Origin of the sequence: Cupriavidus sp. SIMBA_020 (genome assembly GCF_046535395.1) — a bacterium.
GTDB classification, from domain to species: Bacteria; Pseudomonadota; Gammaproteobacteria; order Burkholderiales; family Burkholderiaceae; genus Cupriavidus; species Cupriavidus campinensis.
Genome location: NZ_JAWRWU010001027.1, coordinates 1 through 257, shown reverse-complemented (window position 1 = coordinate 257; position 257 = coordinate 1). Strand labels below are relative to the sequence as shown.

Genomic DNA, 257 nt, shown 5'->3' with positions numbered 1-257 from the left:
GCGAACCAGTCCCAGCGCTTCGGCCTTCGACGACACGATTTCATCGAGGATCACGTCGGCGATCCGCGTCTGCGCGGCATCCAGTTCCGAATCGCCCCAACTCGCCGCGCGCTGCACGGCCTCGCGCAACAGCGGCGTCGTGCGGATCGCGCGCGGCGTGTCGGGCAATGCCGCGCAGCGCGCTTCGGCGACGAACGCCGACCAGCCGGAAATAGGCCCGAACGAGTGCAGCGAATGCCGGCAATACGGCGGAATCC

1 pseudogene is annotated in these 257 nt (G+C 68.5%); it reads right to left on the bottom strand.

Annotated elements, in window-relative coordinates:
* Positions 1-257, bottom strand: a pseudogene (locus SB751_RS32590) (AraC family transcriptional regulator); the annotation flags it as partial.